18 protein-coding genes are annotated in these 16,950 nt (G+C 67.1%); 3 read left to right on the top strand and 15 right to left on the bottom strand.

What is annotated here, in order from left to right; translation table 11 throughout:
• Nucleotides 1–61 precede the first annotated feature (61 nt).
• Nucleotides 62–922 carry a PhzF family phenazine biosynthesis protein gene (locus B1A87_RS18560; protein WP_185982362.1) on the bottom strand — a complete coding sequence of 287 codons (861 nt, stop codon included), beginning with the start codon at nt 920–922 and terminating at the stop codon, nt 62–64.
• Between the two features lie 113 nt (nt 923–1,035).
• Between B1A87_RS18560 and B1A87_RS18555 the strand changes: the two genes are divergently transcribed.
• Nucleotides 1,036–1,458: a DUF1801 domain-containing protein gene (locus B1A87_RS18555; protein WP_078028399.1), complete on the top strand. Its 423-nt coding sequence runs from the start codon at nt 1,036–1,038 to the stop codon at nt 1,456–1,458.
• A gap of 116 nt (nt 1,459–1,574) precedes the next feature.
• On the opposite strand, the gene rplI is transcribed toward B1A87_RS18555, so the two are convergent.
• The 4 genes from rplI to rpsF form a co-directional block, all read right to left on the bottom strand.
• Nucleotides 1,575–2,027: a 50S ribosomal protein L9 gene (rplI, locus tag B1A87_RS18550; protein ID WP_078028400.1), complete on the bottom strand. Its 453-nt coding sequence runs from the start codon at nt 2,025–2,027 to the stop codon at nt 1,575–1,577.
• Between the two features lie 17 nt (nt 2,028–2,044).
• On the bottom strand, nt 2,045–2,284 hold the full coding sequence (gene rpsR / locus B1A87_RS18545; protein WP_003800144.1) for a 30S ribosomal protein S18: 240 nt from the start codon (nt 2,282–2,284) through the stop codon (nt 2,045–2,047).
• Nucleotides 2,285–2,411: 127 nt separating this feature from the next.
• Nucleotides 2,412–2,990, bottom strand: a complete 579-nt coding sequence (locus B1A87_RS18540) for a single-stranded DNA-binding protein (protein WP_078028401.1) — start codon at nt 2,988–2,990, stop codon at nt 2,412–2,414.
• A gap of 55 nt (nt 2,991–3,045) precedes the next feature.
• A complete protein-coding gene (gene rpsF / locus B1A87_RS18535; RefSeq protein WP_015939036.1) occupies nt 3,046–3,351 on the bottom strand; it encodes a 30S ribosomal protein S6 in 306 nt (101 codons plus the stop codon).
• Between the two features lie 334 nt (nt 3,352–3,685).
• Between rpsF and B1A87_RS18530 the strand changes: the two genes are divergently transcribed.
• Nucleotides 3,686–4,021: a YnfA family protein gene (locus tag B1A87_RS18530; protein ID WP_078028402.1), complete on the top strand. Its 336-nt coding sequence runs from the start codon at nt 3,686–3,688 to the stop codon at nt 4,019–4,021.
• Between the two features lie 140 nt (nt 4,022–4,161).
• Here B1A87_RS18530 and B1A87_RS18525 read toward each other — a convergent pair whose 3' ends face one another.
• The 5 genes from B1A87_RS18525 to B1A87_RS18505 all read right to left on the bottom strand — a co-directional run bounded on the left by B1A87_RS18525 (nt 4,162) and on the right by B1A87_RS18505 (nt 10,231).
• Nucleotides 4,162–5,601 carry an amino acid permease gene (locus B1A87_RS18525; protein ID WP_078028403.1) on the bottom strand — a complete coding sequence of 480 codons (1,440 nt, stop codon included), beginning with the start codon at nt 5,599–5,601 and terminating at the stop codon, nt 4,162–4,164.
• Between the two features lie 239 nt (nt 5,602–5,840).
• Entirely contained in the window at nt 5,841–7,226 is a 1,386-nt protein-coding gene (locus B1A87_RS18520; protein WP_078028404.1) for a M18 family aminopeptidase, read from the bottom strand.
• 36 nt (nt 7,227–7,262) lie between these two features.
• Nucleotides 7,263–8,225 (bottom strand): intradiol ring-cleavage dioxygenase, encoded by a 963-nt coding sequence (locus tag B1A87_RS18515; protein WP_144275875.1) that lies wholly within the window; start codon nt 8,223–8,225, stop codon nt 7,263–7,265.
• A gap of 84 nt (nt 8,226–8,309) precedes the next feature.
• The gene (locus B1A87_RS18510; protein ID WP_078028406.1) at nt 8,310–9,014 is read right to left on the bottom strand and encodes a response regulator transcription factor; all 705 of its coding nucleotides are present in this window, start codon (nt 9,012–9,014) and stop codon (nt 8,310–8,312) included.
• A complete protein-coding gene (locus B1A87_RS18505; protein ID WP_260681072.1) occupies nt 9,011–10,231 on the bottom strand; it encodes a sensor histidine kinase in 1,221 nt (406 codons plus the stop codon). Before B1A87_RS18505 ends, B1A87_RS18510 begins: the two co-directional genes overlap by 4 nt.
• 9 nt (nt 10,232–10,240) lie before the next feature.
• Between B1A87_RS18505 and B1A87_RS24210 the strand changes: the two genes are divergently transcribed.
• Nucleotides 10,241–10,369, top strand: a complete 129-nt coding sequence (locus B1A87_RS24210) for a hypothetical protein (protein ID WP_260680948.1) — start codon at nt 10,241–10,243, stop codon at nt 10,367–10,369.
• Between the two features lie 10 nt (nt 10,370–10,379).
• Here the strand turns inward: B1A87_RS24210 and B1A87_RS18500 are convergent, their stop codons facing one another.
• The 5 genes from B1A87_RS18500 to B1A87_RS18480 all read right to left on the bottom strand — a co-directional run bounded on the left by B1A87_RS18500 (nt 10,380) and on the right by B1A87_RS18480 (nt 16,918).
• Complete coding sequence (locus B1A87_RS18500) at nt 10,380–11,288, bottom strand: ABC transporter permease (RefSeq protein ID WP_185982361.1); 909 nt, start codon at nt 11,286–11,288, stop codon at nt 10,380–10,382.
• Complete coding sequence (locus tag B1A87_RS18495; protein WP_078028408.1) at nt 11,285–12,235, bottom strand: ABC transporter ATP-binding protein; 951 nt, start codon at nt 12,233–12,235, stop codon at nt 11,285–11,287. Before B1A87_RS18495 ends, B1A87_RS18500 begins: the two co-directional genes overlap by 4 nt.
• A gap of 148 nt (nt 12,236–12,383) precedes the next feature.
• On the bottom strand, nt 12,384–13,886 hold the full coding sequence (locus B1A87_RS18490; RefSeq protein WP_078028409.1) for a bifunctional phosphatase PAP2/diacylglycerol kinase family protein: 1,503 nt from the start codon (nt 13,884–13,886) through the stop codon (nt 12,384–12,386).
• Between the two features lie 106 nt (nt 13,887–13,992).
• A complete protein-coding gene (locus B1A87_RS18485) occupies nt 13,993–15,189 on the bottom strand; it encodes an MFS transporter (protein ID WP_078028410.1) in 1,197 nt (398 codons plus the stop codon).
• 46 nt (nt 15,190–15,235) lie between these two features.
• Nucleotides 15,236–16,918 carry an ABC-F family ATP-binding cassette domain-containing protein gene (locus tag B1A87_RS18480; RefSeq protein WP_078028471.1) on the bottom strand — a complete coding sequence of 561 codons (1,683 nt, stop codon included), beginning with the start codon at nt 16,916–16,918 and terminating at the stop codon, nt 15,236–15,238.
• Nucleotides 16,919–16,950: the final 32 nt, after the last annotated feature.

Here is a 16,950-nt window from a genome sequence, read left to right as displayed (position 1 = left end):
TTCCGCCGCTCGCGAGGGGCCGCTCGCGCCCGTGCTCGCGCCCGTCACCGCTCCGCGCCGTTCAGAGGTCCACGGTCCCCCGGATACACGTCACTGAGCTGCCGCCCACCCAGATGTCGCCGCCCTCGGCGTCGATGTGGATGCGCCCCTTGCGTCCAAGCACGGTACCTTGCGCGGCCACGTACGACGACGGCGCATGGCCGGTGCCGATCAGCCACTCCGCGGCTCCTGCGTTGAAGCTGCCGGTGACGGGGTCTTCCGCCACAGCGTCTCCGGGGATGAAAGTCCGGACCTCGAAGTCGGCGCCAGCACCTGCGGCATGCGGTCCGATGACACCGATCTTGAGTCCTTCCATGGCCGCGTAGGCGGGCCGGATGGCCAGCACCCGTTCGGCGGACTCCAGCAGCACGCCGATCCAGTCAGGGCCGTTGACCAGCCAGGATGCGTCCAGCAGCGCCTCGCGGGGCAGTCCGAGGCCTTGGGCAATGCTGCGCAGCTCGGGTTCAGACACCGGCCCCGAACGCGTCAGCGGCGGAGCCGCGAAAGCGAGCCTGCCGCCGTCGTGCTTCACCCGCACGAGGCCGGCGCCACATTCCTGGACGAGCACTCCCTCCTGCTGCGGCCGGCCTCCGGCCTCGAGCCAGGCGTGCGAGGAGCCGAGGGTCGGGTGGCCGGCGAAGGGAAATTCCTCGCTGCCGGTGAAGATGCGGACGCGGTAGTCCGCCTCCGGCTTCGTCGGGGGGAGCAGGAAGGTTGTTTCGGAAAGGTTGGTCCAGTTCGCGAACTGCTGCATCTGCCCGGCGTCAAGCCCACCGGCATCGACGACGACGGCCAGCGGGTTCCCGCGGTACGGTTCGCTCGTGAAGACGTCCACCTGCGTGAAAGGTCGACGGCGGGTGGCTGGGGCGGTTTCATCGGTCACCGCTGCAGGTTACCAGCGTCCACAGTGGCGGGGTCAACTGCCTCTCTTGCCGGCGGAACGCGCCGCGTGGCCTAGCCCCGCACGGCCGTATTCGAGGCAAGTAGACTGCCTCCATGACGGAGAACCAGACGCAGGTGACCGGAGCTTCGGCGGACGAATTCGTCGCCGGGGTGGAGCACCCCGTCCGGCGTCGGGACGGACTCCGGCTGCGGGACCTCATGGCGGAGCTGACCGGCGAGGAGCCCGAGATGTGGGGGCCCACGATCGTGGGCTTCGGCAGGGTGCACTACAAGTACGCCACCGGCCGCGAGGGTGACATGCCGGCCGTGGGGTTTTCGCCCCGGAGAGCCAGCCTTTCGCTGTACGGCCTGACCAATTCGCCGGAGTCCGCCGACTTGCTGGCCCGGCTCGGCAAGCACAGGACGGGCGCGGGCTGCCTGTACGTCAATAAACTCGCTGACGTGGACGAGGCGGTGCTGGCCGAGCTCATCGTGCTCGGCTACCGCTACTGCACCACCGTCGTTCACCGGGCCTGAGCAGCCGTCGGGTGGTTAACGCGGCAACCCCCGCGGTCGGCTTCCCGGAGGAATCCGACGGCGGGGGCTGCCAGCGGTTCAGGACTGCGTAGCGCTCTGGCGTGAAGCCGGAACTGCTACTTACCTGCGACTACGTCGAGTTCGATCACAGCGGCAACGTCGTCGTGAAGACGGACGTTGGCCTGGTAGGAACCGACCGACTTGATGTGTGCCGGCAGTTCAACCTTGCGCTTGTCGATGCGGCCAAGGCCAGCGGCCTCAACAGCGTCGGCCACGTCGGCCTGCTTGACGGTGCCGAACAGGCGTCCGGTCTCGCCGGCCTTGACGACCAGCTTGACCGGCTTGGCGGAGAGTGCAGCGGCCTGCTTCTGAGCGTCTTCCAGGGAAGCGTGCTCGCGGGCAACGCGGGCAGCCTTGATGGACTCAACCTGCTTCTCGCCGCCCTTGGACCAGGTCAGGGCGAAGTTGCGGGGCAGCAGGTAGTTACGTGCGTAACCGTCCTTGACCTCGACAACGTCGCCAGCAGCACCGAGACCGGTTACTTCGTGGGTCAGAATGAGCTTTGCCATGTTAGTTAATCCCTTCCTTAGCCGCGGCCAGCGCCGGAGTAAGGCAGCAGAGCAACTTCGCGGGCGTTCTTGATTGCCTGGGCGATCTTGCGCTGTTCCTGCACCGTGACGCCAGTGACGCGACGGGCGCGGATCTTTCCGCGGTCGGAGATGAACTTGCGCAGCAATGCTACGTCCTTGTAGTCGATGACAGTGATGTCAGCGGCCTTCAAGGGGTTGGACTTTGGTTTGGGCTTACGGAGTTCAGCCTTAGCCATCGTGGAGCTCCTATTCTATGGAGCCCGTGGATATTGATCCACGGGATGGTGGTGGTCCGCCGGCGGCATTCACCATGGTGCCTTCGGCACCCGGGCGGTTCCGGCGTCGGACCTTTAATTTGTTGTTTTAGAAGGGAGGTTCGGAATCCGGGCCGTTGCCCCAGCTGCCGCCCGCATTGCTGACCCCGGGCGTGGCCCAAGGGTCTTCCTGCGCTGCTGCGGGCTGGTTGCCGCCCCAGGTTCCTCCGGCGTTGCCGCCCTGGTTTGCACCCTGGCCGCCACCGAATCCACCGCCGCTGTTGCCTCCGCCGAAGCCACCCTGGCCACCCTGACCGCCGGAGCGCTGGGTGCGGTTGACCTTGGCGTTGGCGTAGCGCAGGCTCGGGCCGATTTCATCGACTTCGAGCTCGATAACGGTGCGCTTTTCGCCTTCTTTTGTTTCGTAGGAACGGCTCTTCAGGCGGCCATTTACGATCACGCGCATGCCCTTTGTCAGGGACTCGGCGACGTTTTCGGCTGCTTCGCGCCACACCGATGCGCGGAGGAACAGGGTTTCCCCGTCCTTCCACTCATTGGACTGGCGGTCGAAGGTGCGAGGCGTGGAAGCGATGGTGAAGTTCGCTACTGCCGAACCTGACGGTGTGAACCTCAGTTCGGGGTCATTGGTGAGATTACCGATGACCGTAATAGTGGTTTCGCCTGCCATCTACTGCCTCCTTGTTCGTTCCTGCGGGGTAAAGAATAAAAGCCGGGAGCTGAAATTACTCAGCAACGACCTTCTGCTCTTCGGGGCGGGTGATCTTGGTGCGCATGATGGTCTCGTTGAGACTCAGCTGGCGGTCAAGTTCCTTGGCGGTTTCCGGCTTGGCGGTGAAGTTCACCACGGCGTAGATACCTTCGGACTTCTTCTTGATGTCATAGGCGAGGCGACGACGGCCCCAGATGTCAACCTTTTCGATGGTTCCACCATCGTTGGTGATGACATTCAGGAACTTCTGAAGCGACGGCTCTACGGTACGCTCTTCGACCTCGGGGTCGATGATTACCATCAATTCGTAAGGACGCATATGTGAACCCACCTCCTTTGGGCTAAGCGGTTACGGCATTTCCGTAACAGGAGGTTCATTTGCGATGCCGTGCGCACCCGGCAGCCAAAACGGAGGCAGGGCGCAGCACAGACTTCAATATCTTAGTGCATCGGAGCGGGTTTCCGCGATTCGGGCCGGGCGGAGGGCGGCTGGCCGGCTCGGCGGAGATGCCGGCTAAAGGGTGCTGCTGTGCCATGCCGTCCAGTTTCTGTCCGAGTACCGCTGTCCCAGCAAATCTATGTTCCGGCCTGGATCGTGGCCAGCATCCGGCAGGGCCATGTGGATAACTCCAGCCGGACGGAATACTGGAGCCATGACGATGCTGAAATCCTTGCTTCTTTTCACGCTGGCCGCCGTGGCAGAGATCGGCGGCGCCTGGCTGATCTGGCAGTCAGTGCGTGAGGACCGGGCCTGGTGGTGGGCGGGGCTGGGCGTGGTGGCCCTGGGGATCTACGGCTTTGTGGCCGCCTTTCAGCCCGATGCAAACTTCGGCCGCGTGCTGGCTGCCTACGGAGGGGTCTTCATCGCGGGCTCTCTGGCCTGGGGCGTGGTGCTGGATGGCTTCCGGCCGGACCGCTGGGACGTCATCGGCGCCGCAGTATGCCTGGCCGGCGTGGCCGTGATCATGTTCGCCCCGCGCCAGGGCTGAACCAGGCCGGGCCGGCCCTGGCGCGGGGCCCATCCACCGCGCGGCCCATCCACCCGGGACGACAAAACCGCCCGTCCCGGGCCTTGGTGGGCCCGCCGGACAGGCGGTCTCGTGTTGGAGCAAAAGCGGTTGCGGAGAACTTACGACGCCGGCCCGGTCCCCGCGCCGACGCCTTCAACCTCGGGAGCGGCCGTTGCGGCCGGAGCGCCAGTCCCTGCCGGGACGGCCTCTGTACCGCCCCTGCGGTAGCGCCACAGGCCGATACCCACCACGACGGCGGCCAGGGCGATGGACAGCAGGAGCGATTCACGGGTGGAATCCAGGATCATCATGCCGATGATGAGGGCAACGATGCTGCCGATCGACAGCCAGGTCAGGTACGGGAACAGCCACATCTTCAGCTCAAGATCCTTGGCTGCCGCTCCCATGCGGCGGCGCAGGATCAGCTGTGAAGCGGCGATCACCAGCCAGACGAACAGGGCGATGGCACCGGATGTGTTCACCAGGAACAGAAATACCGTGTCCGGGGCGATGTAGTTCAGTCCCACGGTGATGAAGCCGACCACCGTGGAGGCCAGCACAGCCGCAGCGGGCACGCCGCGCTTGGAAATCTTCATCCAGGACTTGGGTGCGTCACCCCGGCGGGAAAGTGAGAAGAGCATGCGGCTGGCCGTGTAGAGGCCGGAGTTCAGGCAGGACAGCACCGAGGTGAGCACCACGATGTCCATGATGGTGCCGGCCCCCGGGATGCCGAACAGCTCGATGACGGCGACATACGGGCTCTTGGCGACGGTGGCGGAATTCCACGGCAGCAGGGTGACCACGATGGCAATGGAACCGATGTAGAAAACCAGGATGCGCCAGACGGTGGATTTCACGGCCTTCTTCACGGCGTCCACGGGGTTTTCCGATTCGCCGGCGGCGATGGTGGCGATCTCGGCTCCGAAGAAGGAAAAGACCACCACGAGGATTCCCGCCAGCACGGCTCCCGGGCCGTTCGGCAGGAAGCCGCCGTTCTCGATCAGGTTGCTGATGCCGGGGGCCGGAACCCCCGGGATCAGGCCCAGGATCGCCGCAATGCCGAAAATGAGGAACAGGACGATCGCGGTGACCTTGATGGAAGCGAACCAGAACTCGAATTCACCGTAGGACTTCACCGAGCCGAGGTTGGTCAGGGTCAGCAGCACCATGAGCACCAGGGCCCAGACCCACTGGTCGATGCCCGGCACCCAGCGGTGCATGATGGCCGCGCCGGCGGTGGCCTCGATGCCCAGCACGATGATCCAGAACCACGCATAGAGCCAGCCGATGCTGAAGCCCGCCCAGCGCCCCAGTGCCTTGTCCGCGTAGGTGGAGAAGGACCCGGTCTCGGGATTGGCGGCGGCCATTTCGCCCAGCATCCGCATCACCAGGATGACCACGATCCCCGCGGCCATGTATGCCAGCAGGATGCCCGGACCTGCCTGCTGGATTGCGGCGCCGGAACCCACAAACAGCCCGGCGCCGATGACGCCCGCGATGGCGATCATGGACAGGTGCCGGGGTTTCAGGGATTTTGAGAGTTGCTGGTCAGCGTGCATGGATGCGCCGTCCTCTTGTTGATTTCAGGTCTTGGGGTGGGGTCGGGCCGGTTTGGGGCGTGTGCCGCGGACCACATGTGCGTTTCACACTAAAGGAGCCATCGGTCGGACCGGGCTGTGCAGTGACACAGTTTACAAGCCCCGAAAACGGACATTCTCCCAGCCGCAGGCATAACTAAGCAACAAGTGTTGTTCAGAGGACAATTCTGTAACGGGGCTGAAATGTTCGGCCGCGCCGGTTACGGCTCCGCGGGCATGCCGAAGAACAGTTCCGTGACGCGGGCGAGGCGGTGCGGATCCTCCACCCCGCAAAGCTCCCTTGCCGAGTGCATGGAGAGCAGGGGCACGCCCACGTCCACGGTCCGGATGCCCAGCCGGGTCGCGGTCAGCGGCCCGATGGTGGAGCCGCAGGGCATCACGTTGTTGGAGACGAACTCCTGGTAGGGGACGCCGGCCTCGCCGCACAGCCGGGCCCAGAGTGCGGCGCCCGCGGCGTCGGTGGCATACCGCTGGTTGGCATTGATTTTCAGCAGCGGGCCGCCATTGAGAACGGGCCGGTTAACGGGGTCGTGCCGCTCAGGATAGTTGGGATGGACGGCGTGGCCCGCGTCGGCAGAGACACAGAACGACGCCGCAAACGCCTGCCGCCGCTGGCTCGCCGACGCACCCAGTCCGTCCGAGATGCGGACCAGGACGTCTTCGAGCACGGGCCCGCACGCCCCCGAGCGCGAGGCCGACCCGATTTCCTCATGGTCGAAGGCCGCCAGCACGGCGATCGGCGCCGGTCCGGACCCGCTGGTTGAGCCTGTTGAAACCGCCGGGCTCTGGCCATTCGCATCCGCATGCGCAATCAGCGCCGCCAGTCCGGCATGCGTGGCCGAAAGGTTGTCCAACCGCCCGGAGGCGAAAAACTCGCTCTTCGCCCCGAAAACCGCGGGTGGCTGCGTGTCTGCAATGACGACGTCGTACCCGCCGATCTGTTCCGGATCAACCGGCGCCCCGCCCCCTGCGGCGCCGCGGCCCGGACCGGCGCCGTTGCCTGACACCCGCTCGGCCAGCAGCGCGAGGAGGTCCTCGCCGGCCGGATCGCCGAGCCCGAACACCGGGTTCATGTGCTGCTGCTTGTCCAGGGTGAGTCCGTCGTTTACAGCCCGGTCCAGGTGGATGGCCAGTTGCGGAAAGCGCAGCAGCGGGCCGGTGGCGGTGAGGTGCTGGGTGCCGTCGAGCATGACGAGGCGCCCGGCGAGCTGCAGTTCGCGGTCCAGCCAGGAGTTCAGCAGGGGCCCGCCGTAGACTTCCACGCCGGCCTGCAGCCACCCGAACCTGCCCGTGGTGGGTTTGGGCTTGAGTTTGAAGGACGGCGAATCGGTGTGCGCGCCGAGGATGTTGAAGCCCGTGGTGGGGCCCGCGCCCTCCGGCGTCACCCACGCGATCAGGGCGCCGTCGCGGATCACATAATACTTGCCCGCGGCAGCATCCCAGGCCTGCAGCTCATCCAGGCCGGTGAAACCGGCCGCCTCCAGCCGCCGGGCACCTTCGTGAGCGGCGTGAAAGCTCGACGGCGCGGCGCTGACATAGTCGCCGAGGTCCCGGATGTGGTCTGCGGCAGAGGTGTGGAGAGGCATGGCTCCGAGTCTAGCGCCGCCCTGGACGGAGACGGCCTAGACGGTGACGTTCAGGCCCGCCGTGTAGCCGGCCGAGACGGAACCGGACATGGCGGCCAGCTGGTAGATGCCGCCGTCGTCGCCGAAGACGTTGTCCGACTTCAGCGTGGTGTTGGGGAAATTCCGGGCGCTGGTCTCATAGCCGGCAGAGGCGTAGACCTCCCTGCAGGCAGCGTCGGTCAGCGCGATCTGCGAGACCGCGAGCACCTGCCCGGCCGCCGTGGCGTTGTTCATGGATTGGAAGACTTCGAAGTGCATGTGCGGCCAGCGGCCGTTGTAGGCACCCGGGTAGATGGTCTTGAACGTGACCTGGCCGTTGGCGTCTGCCTCCTGCACGCCGCGGAGGTAGTTCTCGTTTTCCAGCCCGGAATCGTACAGGGAGTACTTTCCGTCCCGGTCACAGTGCCAGGCGTAGACGGCGGCGCCAGCCAGCGGAACACAGCCGTTGGCGTTGTCGAGCAGCGTCAGCGTGACGGTGAGCGGCACGCCGTCGACCTTCGTGGTCGACGTCCCGAAGCTGGAGGTGATGTCCTGCCGCACCACGCCGGACGCCTCGAGTGCATTCGGCCCGTTGGACACGTCGCCCGGGTAGGGCCCGGCTGTCTCCTGCGGGATCTCCACGCTGCACTCGGCGATCGCCCGGGTCACCGTGGGGGACGCGGCGGCGGAGGACGACGCGGAGGCCGCCGGCGCCTGTCTCTTATACACATCTAGATGTGTATAAGAGACAGCTGTGGATCCGGCGGACGCGGACGACGTTCCGGTGGTGGCTGCGGAACCGGAGGAACCGCCCGGTGTGCACGCCGCCAGCGCAGCTGCCGCCGTGCCTGCCCCAAAGAACATCCCCAGGGACCGGCGGGTCATCAGCGTGGAGAGGTCGAACTCGAGGCCGCGGTCGTGGTTGGGGTGGGGCTCATGCGGAGCGTCCTGCCGGCCGGGGGTGCGGGGTGAAGGAGTCATGGCTCCATGAAACTCGAGGCAGCTATGGCCTGTATAGGGCCATCCTGTGTGGAGGCTGTGCGCGTGCCGGGTCAGCAGTCCGGGTCAGTAATCCGGGTTGCTCGGTGTCACGAGGCCGGTCTCGTAGGCATAAACCACGGCCTGCACCCGGTCGCGGAGGTGCAGCTTGGTGAGGATCCGCCGCACATGGGTCTTCACCGTGGCTTCTGAAAGGAAGTACCTGTGCGCGATCTCCGCGTTGGACAGACCCTCGGACATCGCCTCCAGCATTTCGGTCTCCCGCGGCGTGAGGTCCTCGAGCAGCGGATCACGGTGGCCCGGCGAAGCGGAGGGCGCATCTGCGGGCACCCCGTTGCCCCGGACGTACGTTTCCAGCAGGCGCCGGGTGATGCGGGGGGCCACGACGGCGTCGCCGCTCGCCACCACCCTGACGGCCCGGACCAGGTCGGCGGGCGCCACATCCTTGAGCAGGAAGGCCGACGCTCCTGCCTGCAGGCCGGCGAAGGCGTATTCATCGAGGTCGAAGGTGGTCAGGATGATGATCCGCGAGCAGGCGCCCGAGCCCGCGATGGCGCGGGTCGCCTCGATGCCGTCGAGGACCGGCATCCGGACGTCCATGAGGACCACGTCCGGGGTGAGCTCGCGCACCCGGGCAATCGCCTCCGCTCCGTCGGACGCCTCGCCGACCACCTCGAGGTCGTCTTCCCCCTCAAGAATCAGGCGAAAGCCCATTCGAAGCAGCGGCTGGTCATCCACCAGCAGAACCCGGATGCGTCCGTCGTCGTTCATTCGTCCCCCTTGTTTCCGTTCAGTTGCAGCACGGCCCGCACGCGCCACCCGCCGTTGACGGCACGGCCCGCCTCCACGGTACCGCCGTAGATTCCGGCGCGTTCCTTCATCCCCGGCAGGCCCTGTCCGGATCCAAGGGATCCGGCACCGTGTGTTCCGGTGCCAAGGGACGCGGAACCGGGGGATGCCGTGCCGGCGGAGCCCTCGGCGGTGCCCCTGCCGTCGTCGATCACTTCAATGGTGACGGTGGAATCGTCCCGGACCACCAGGACGTCCACCCGGCTCAGTGCCCGGCCGTAACGCAGGACATTGGTGAGCGACTCCTGCACGATCCGGTACACGGTGAGCTGGAAGGCAGCGTCCTCCGGCAGCGCCGGGCCCGTGTGCGAGTAGTGGACCGGCAGGCCCGCTGTGCGGAAGCCGTCGAGCAGCTTGGCGAGGCTGTCCCCGGCTGCCAGCGGTTCGCGGGGCGCCTGTCCGGCGGCCGTGTCATCGCGAAGGACGCCCAGCACGCGGCGCATGTCCGCCAGGGCGGTCCGCCCGGTCCGGGACAACTCGGCCAGCACGTCCGCGGCACGTTCCGGATCCTTCCGGACCACGACGGCGGCTCCGTCCGACAACGTGATCATCACGGTCAGCGAGTGCGCCACGACGTCGTGCATCTCCCGCGCTATCCGGTTCCGCTCGTTGACGGAGCCGAGCCGTGCGGCCTGCGCGGCCCAGGCCGCGACCTCCTGCTCGTGCTCCCTGCGCTGGCGCACCGAGATCCCGATTCCCGTGGCAATGACGTTGGAGAGCGCGATGCTGGTGCCCGCGGCGATGCTCGAGATGAGCTGGAATTCCTCCGGAGACGCCGCGGAGCGCGGCAGTTCCCGCTCCAGCGGGCCAACCGCCGCGAAGAAGTACAGCAGCGCCAGCGGCGCGGTCACAAGGGCCAGCGTGACCAGGGCGAAGCGCCGGGTGTGCACCACGGCAACCGCGTAGAGCGAGAACCACAGCCCCGCCGAAACGTTGGAACCCCACGGATGCAGCAGGGTGACCGCCACTTCCACCGCCGCGATGACGGCCACTACGGGGACGGGATATTGCCGCCGGAAGTACAGGGCAAGCGCGACGCCGGCGAGCAGCGCGCGCGGCAGCCAGCCACCGGCCGTCACGGAGTCCACTACTGTGGGCGTCACCAGCAGGACGTAGCAGGCCACCACCACCGCATCCATCACCCGCGGATGCCGGTGCAGGTACCGGCGCACGCGGCCGCGCCGACGGGCGGCGATCTCGGCGAAGGACGCGTCAGCCGGGCCGGCTGGCGCGTCCTTCACGGAAACTGTCTCTTATACACATCTAGATGTGTATAAGAGACAGGGACTATACGTCGCGCTTCTTGAGCAGGACCATGGCCAGGACCACCGGCACCAGCACCCAGGCGCCCAGTACCAGGGCGGCCTGCCAGACTTCGAGCGTCTCCGGAACGTGTTCCACCGCGGTCAGCGGACTGATGGTGTTTCCGGGCAGGTACTTGCGGGCCTCCACGAAGAAGTCGCCGGGGATCAGCTGGAAGGCAATGGGCGCCACGAAGAACAGGCCCACGAGGCTCATGATGCCGCCGGCCGAGTTGCGGACGATGGTGCCGAGCGCCATGCCGATCGCTGCCACGGCCGCTACGTAGGCGCTGTTGACGAGCAGCAGCTTGACCGACTGCGAGCTGGCAAGGTCCAGTTTGAGGCCGTAGTTGTCCAGGATCGGCACCGAGACCAAGCCGGCCACGTAAGTGGACACCGCCGTCAGGAGAAAGGCACTGACCATGACCACTACGAGCTTGGCGACAAACGCCGGGAGCCGCTTCGGAACGGCAGCAAACGTGGAGCGGGCCATGCCGGTGGTGAATTCGGAGCTCATCAGCAGCACGCCGAGGGACCCCAGGATCAGCTGCGCGAAGGCGATGCCGGACGTTGGCACGGTGACCGCCAGATCGCCGCCCTGGGCAGCGATGGCTTCGGCCGCCTGGGGGTCGGAACCTGCCGCGTCCGCGAACTGGCCTGTTCCCCAGGCTGACAGCGCACCGAACCCGACCATGACCACGGCCGTGGAGGCGAGGAGGATCAGGGTGGACAGCAGGGTGCGGAACTTGATGAATTCGGAGTTCAGCACCCGGAAGAATGTGGGGCCGGGACCGATGCCGGCGCCGGCCGGGCGGCCCGCATCGCTAGGGGCAGCACCGGTTGCAGTGTGCGCGCCGCGGCGGGAAGGGGTGGAATCCAAGGTGGTTGAGCTCATGACTGGTGGCCTCCGGACTGGGCGGGAACAGGGGCTCCCGTGGTGATCAGCGAGTGGTATTCGACCTCGTCCTTGGTCAGCTCCATGTAGGCCTCTTCAAGGCTGGCCTGGAGCGGAGTGAGTTCGTACACCATGACGTGGTTGTCGAGGGCAGTACGGGCGATCCGGCGCGGATCGAGCCCCTTGACCTCGAGGAGTTCGTAGTCCTGCACTTCAACGGAAACGCCGGCTCCTGCGAGGGCATGCATGAGCTGGTCCGGCTGGTCCGTGCGGACGCGCGTGCGGCTCTGTCCCTTGCCGGTGATGATGTCCTTGATGGGGGCGTCGGCGATGATCTTGCCGCGGCCGATCACGATCAGGTGGTCCGCGGTCAGGGCCATCTCGCTCATGAGGTGGCTGGACAGGAACACGGTGCGGCCCTCCGAGGCCAGGAACTTGACGAGGTTGCGCACCCAGACGACGCCTTCCGGGTCCAGCCCGTTGACGGGCTCGTCCAGGATGATGGTCTGCGGATCGCCCAGGAGCGCGGCGGCGATGCCCAGCCGCTGCCCCATGCCGAGCGAGAAGCCCTTGACCTTCTTCCGCGCGACGTCCGCCAGGCCCGTCATCTCGATGACTTCGTGGACGCGCTTCTTTGGGATGCTGTGGGTGGCTGCCATGGCCAGCAGGTGGTTGTAGGCGGAGCGGCTCGTGTGGACGGCCTTAGCGTCCAGCAGCGCCCCGATCTCACGCAGCGGCGCGACGTGGCGCGCGAACGGGACGCCGTTCACGGTGACCCTTCCCGCCGTCGGCGTATCCAGCCCCATGATCATGCGCATGGTGGTTGATTTGCCGGCTCCGTTGGGGCCCAGGAAGCCAGTGACTTGGCCGGCTTGGACAGTGAAGTTGACGCCGCCGACGGCGGTTTTGTCGCCGTAGACCTTCGTCAGGCCTTGTGCCTCGATCATGGAAGCGTTCCTTTGCGTAGCTGCGGGATGCTGTCTGGTGTGCACGTTCCACGCTACCGACGCGGACAGCCGAATTCGCCGGTCTCAGGGATGATTCAGGGGCGAATCAGGGTAGCCCCCCTCATCCGATCGGATGAGGGGGCGGAGGTCAGCCGTCGCTGTGCGGAGAGTAGTAGCGGAGCGCGCCGCGCTTGAGCGTGAATTCCGCGGCGCGTACCCCCGGCATGGCTTCGCCGTCCACAGCGAGCACCAGCGGGCCCGAATCGGACTCAATCCGTACCCGCGTGGCCTCGGCCAGGTGGGTGATTTTGGACGTTGCCACGGTGCCGGTCAGCACAGACCAGAGCAGGCGGAGGCGGGCGAAGGATTCGTCGGCGGTGATCATCCTGACGTCCAGGACGCCGTCGTCCAGCACGGGACGGACCAGCGGGGCGTGGTCACGGGGGTAGTAGCGGCCCCGGCCAAGGTACATGATCCACAGCTTGTGGCGTACGCCGTCCACCGTGAGCGTGGTGGGCTTCTCCAACGCGAACGTGCGGAACATCGCCACCACCCCGGCCAGGGGTTTGCCGAGGGCGGGCTGGAGGTGCTCGCGGCGCCGCACGAGGTTGGGGTACAACCCGATGCTGGCGGTATTGAGCATGATGAGCTCCACGTTTTCCGGGTCATCGGCGAGCCCCCGCTCCACCGCAACCGCGCCAACGTCAGCCAGTGCCGCCTCGCCCTTCGCTGCGGCCGACACCGCTTCGGTGAGCGTGGGGGTCCCGGCATCGCGGGCGAAATGGTTGAGTGTTCCGCCCGCCAGCACCAGCAGGGGAAGGTCGTGGGCGACGGCGGCCGCAGCCGAAGTGCCCACCGTTCCGTCACCTCCCCAAACGCCCAGCGCACGGGTGCCGGGCCTGGTCGCCGCAGCCTCCATCAGGGCGGCGACGTTCTGGTCCGGCGCAATGGTCGTTATATGCGCTTGCGGGAATACTTCCAGCAACGCTGCCGAAGTTTCCTCGGTGAACGACCCGCCCAGTGTGTTCACGGCGATACTGAGGCCTTCGCCGCGGGGGACTGCCGCCGCCTCCACCTCGCAGCGCGTCGTGGGTGGAAACGGCGGCCGGACGGGCCACCATTTCCTCGTCACGAAGGCTGACGCTGCTCCAATCGCCGAACCGAAGAGGACATCGGACGGCCAGTGCGCGCCGGTATGCACCCTGGAGTAGGCAACTCCGGCCGCCACCGGCGCCACCGCCGCACCCAGGACCGGCTGCACGAAGCCCGCGCCGAGGGCGAAGGCAATGGCCGAGGCTGAATGGCCGGACGGCATCGATGAACTGGTGGGCTGCGGGTTCACAAAGCGGAACACGGGCAGGTGCTCCGGCAGCGGCCTCCTGCGGGGCAGCACGGTTTTGAAAACGAGGTTGGTCACGGCGGAGGCAACGCCCTGGGCTAGCAGGCCATGAACCGCGGCGCGCCTGGTGCGTCCGGGAATAGCAGCTGCCACGGCGGCTACGCCGAACCAGAGCTTGCCATTGTTGGCTGCGGCGGAGAGCCTGCGGAAGAAGGTGTCGTGGTGCCCGCCGGGAAAGGCCGACACCGCCCGCATCAGCGTTCGGTCCAGTCCGGCCACCCAGCCGGGTCCCCTTCGCAGCATTCTTCGCATTGCCCCACCCTACCGCCGGGTAGCCCGCCGGGCACGGAGGTTCAGTGGCTGCCGGAGGGGAGGCGTGCGGTCCGAACCCGCTATCGGCGGGTCACCGCCGGCCGCGTCACCGCCTGGCGGACAGCGGCTTGGCGGCGCCGGCAAGCAGCAGGGCAACCAGGATGGGCACCCCGATCGCGAGGAGTGCCAGGTGGATCCCCGTGAGGTCGCCAAGGTAGCCGAGCAGCGGGGGCCCGGCCAGGAACGCCACGTAGCCGATGGTGGAGACCACCGAGACCCTTGCGGCCGCGTGCTTGGGGTCGTCGGCCGCGGCGGACATTCCCATCGGGAACGCGAGGGCGGCCCCCACTCCCCACAGCGCCGCTCCGACGGCCGCCAGCCAGATGTTGCCCGCGAAGACGAACAGGCCCAGACCGGCCGCGGCTGCGGCCATGCTGGCACGCAGCACGGCCACCCGCCCGTACCTGTCGATGGACGTGCCGCCAAAGAAGCGCATCGCGGTCATGGCCAGGACAAACAGTGCGAAGAGCAGGGCACCGGTGGATTCGGAGGTTCCGAGTCCGTCCACCGCCGCCTTGGCGATCCAGTCATTGCCTGCGCCTTCGGTCAGCGTCGCGCCAAGCACCACTACGCCGATCAGGAGCGTGCGGCCGTCGCGCCAGGCGGACGGGCCGCGGGCGGGCTTGGGCTCACCGTCGGCAGGCTGGTCGGGAATGGCATGCGGCAGGAAGTACCGGGGCGTGACGAAGGTCAGCACGGCCACGGCGGCGGCGATGACCAGCAGGTGCTGGGGCAGACCCACGCCGATGCCGGACAGTCCGGCCCCGATGAGCGCACCCACAAAGGCCCCGCCGCTGAACGCCGCATGGAACTTGGGCATGACGGTCCGGCGGAGCCTGTGCTCGACGTCGGCCCCTTCAACGTTCTGGGACACATCCCACAGCCCGACGCCCATGCCGAAAAAGAAAAGGGCCACCGCCGTGCCCGGAACGGACTCCGCGAGCAGCGATACCGCGATACCCACCCCAGCCAGCGCGGCCAGGAAACCGCCCGCACGGACGCTGTTGGCGGTGCCGATACGGTTGATCACCAGACCGGCGGTGGGCAGGGCGATCAGTGAACCCACTGCAGTGCACAGCAGGAGCGTCCCCATCTGGCCGGAGGATATGTGCAGGATCTCCGTGACAGCCGGAATCCGGGCGGCCCAGCTGGCAAACACGAGGCCGTTCGCGCCGAAAATGATGAAGGTTGCCACCGCTGCGGCGGATACCTGGCGGTCGGCGAGCTGCTGGGTGGACGTCATCCGACAACTCTATCGATGCCCCGCCGGCGGGGCCGCAGCGCCCGGTTTACCGGGCGCGTTCCACGCGCTTCTCGTCCCAGACCGGCTCGGCGGACTCGTACACCCTGCCGTCGGAGCCAAACACCAGGAAGCGGTCGAAGGTCCGGGCAAACCAGCGGTCGTGCGTCACCGCCAGGACGGTTCCCTCAAAGTGGTCAATCGCCCGCTCCAGCGCCTCGGCCGAGTGCAGGTCCAGGTTGTCGGTCGGCTCGTCCAGGAGCAGCAGGGTGGCTCCGGACAGCTGCAGCAGCAGGATCTGGAAGCGGGCCTGCTGGCCGCCGGACAGGGATTCGTACTTCTGCTCCGACTGCCCCGCGAGCCCGTAGCCGTCCAGCGCACCAGCCGCGGCCTCGCGGCCCAGGCCGGAGCGGTGCTCGTCGCCGCGGTGCAGGATATCCAGCAGGGTACGGTTCAGCAGGTCCGGGCGGACGTGGGTCTGGGCAAAGAAGCCGGGGCGGATACGGGCGCCGAGTTTCACGGTCCCCTCGTGCGGCACTTCGGCGATTTCGACGTCGGACACCGGCAGGTGCTCGCGTTCCGGATCGGTGCCTCCGGTGGCGAGCAGGCGCAGGAAGTGGGACTTCCCGGAGCCGTTGGAACCCAGCACGCCCACGCGGTCGCCGAACCAGATTTCGGTGGAGAACGGCTTCATCAGGCCGGTCAGCTCAAGCTTTTCCGCCACCACGGCGCGCTTGGCCGTGCGGCCGCCCTTGAGCCTCATCCGCACGTTCTGCTCGATGGGCAGCGCCTCCGGGGGCCCGATTTCCAGGAACTTGGCCAGGCGGGTCTGGGCGGCGTGGTACCGGTTGGCCATGTCGGAACGGAACGCCGCCTTGTTCTTGTACATGTTGACGAGTTCCTTGAGCTTCACGTGCTCCTCGTCCCAGCGTTTGCGCAGCTCCTCGAAGCGGGCGTTGCGGTCCGCCCGGGCCTCCACGTAGGAGCCGAAGCCGCCGCCGTGGACCCAGGCGCCGGCTCCGTTGATGCCCGGCTCGAGGGTGACGATGCGGCCCGCGGCGTTGTTCAGGAGCTCGCGGTCGTGGCTGATGAAGAAGACAGTCTTCTTTGACTCGTTGAGCTTGCCTTCCAGCCAGCGCTTGCCCGGGACGTCCAGGTAGTTGTCCGGTTCGTCCAGCAGGAGCAGCTCGTCGGGGCCGGCGAAGAGTGCCTCCAGCACCAGGCGCTTCTGCTCGCCGCCGGAAAGGCTCGACGCCGGGCGGTGCTGCGCGCGGTCAAACGGCAGTCCCAGCGCGGCCATGCAGACTTCGTCCCAGACCGTCTCAACGTCGTAGCCGCCGGCATCTCCCCAGTCCACGATCGCCTGGGCGTAGGCCATCTGGGTGGGTTCGTCGTCGTGCTCCATCATGGCGAGTTCCGCGTCGTCGACGGCGCGGGCGGCGGCGGCAAGCCCGGGAGGGGCGGCGGACACCAGGAGGTCCTTGACGGTGGAATCGTCCCGCACCTGGCCGACGAACTGGCGCATGATGCCCATGTTCCCGGAGCGGCCAATGACACCCTCGTCAGGCGTGAGGTCGCCGGCGATGATCCGGAACAGCGTGGTCTTGCCGGTGCCGTTGGGCCCGATGAGCGCCGTCTTGGTGCCGTCCGGGACTTTGAATGTCACCCCGTTCAGCAGCTGGGTGCCGTCGGAGAGGAAGTAGTCAATGCCGGAAACGTCAATATGGGCCACGCCGTCCATCTTCCCACGGCGCCTGCCCGGGC

Source organism: Arthrobacter sp. KBS0703, from assembly GCF_002008315.2.
GTDB lineage: Bacteria > Actinomycetota > Actinomycetes > Actinomycetales > Micrococcaceae > Arthrobacter.
The sequence above is the reverse complement of the archived record's forward strand: the minus strand, read 5'-3'. Positions and strand labels throughout refer to the sequence as shown.